1 pseudogene is annotated in these 545 nt (G+C 61.5%); it reads right to left on the minus strand.

From position 1 onward, the window contains the following. Positions 1-545, minus strand: a pseudogene (locus KP705_RS16620) (Tn3 family transposase); the annotation flags it as partial.

Raw genomic sequence — 545 nt, forward strand, 5'->3', positions numbered from 1 at the left:
GGTGCTCGGCACGGCGCATCATGCTTCCGAGGAGTTTGTCCATCATTGTGAGGGCCGCGTCGGTTAGAACCTCCTCAAGTCGGACCCCGGCTGCCACCAGAATGGCGTAACGACGGGATGACCGAAGCTCGGCCAGATGCTGGGGCGTAATCCGGGCAGCTTCTTCGCTCAAACGGTCAAAGGCCACACGCGGTATGGTCGTGGCGCGAGCGCTGTCGAGGTTCAGGGATCGTACACACTCCAGGCGTTCCAGCAATCGCAGGATATTGCGCGCGGCTGGTGACAAGGGCGGGTTACGCAGCCACGAGAGCCAGGAGGCACTGCGATCGCCACGACGCTCCAGCATTTTGTCCAAACGACAACGGGTTTCCGGCGGCAGATCCCCTGCAAGGACGTCATGGACAAGGTGATCGGCCTGCTGGCGAGCACGGCGCACCAAGGCTTCAATGACAGTGACCGACGGCAGGAGAATGCTTCGGCGACGCATCTCGTCAATCAGGATCGCAGCCATGCGGGATGGCTGGGTCACATGATGTGCAATTGGC

Origin of the sequence: Gluconobacter sp. P1D12_c (assembly GCF_018812105.1) — a bacterium.
Taxonomy (GTDB): domain Bacteria; phylum Pseudomonadota; class Alphaproteobacteria; order Acetobacterales; family Acetobacteraceae; genus Gluconobacter; species Gluconobacter oxydans_A.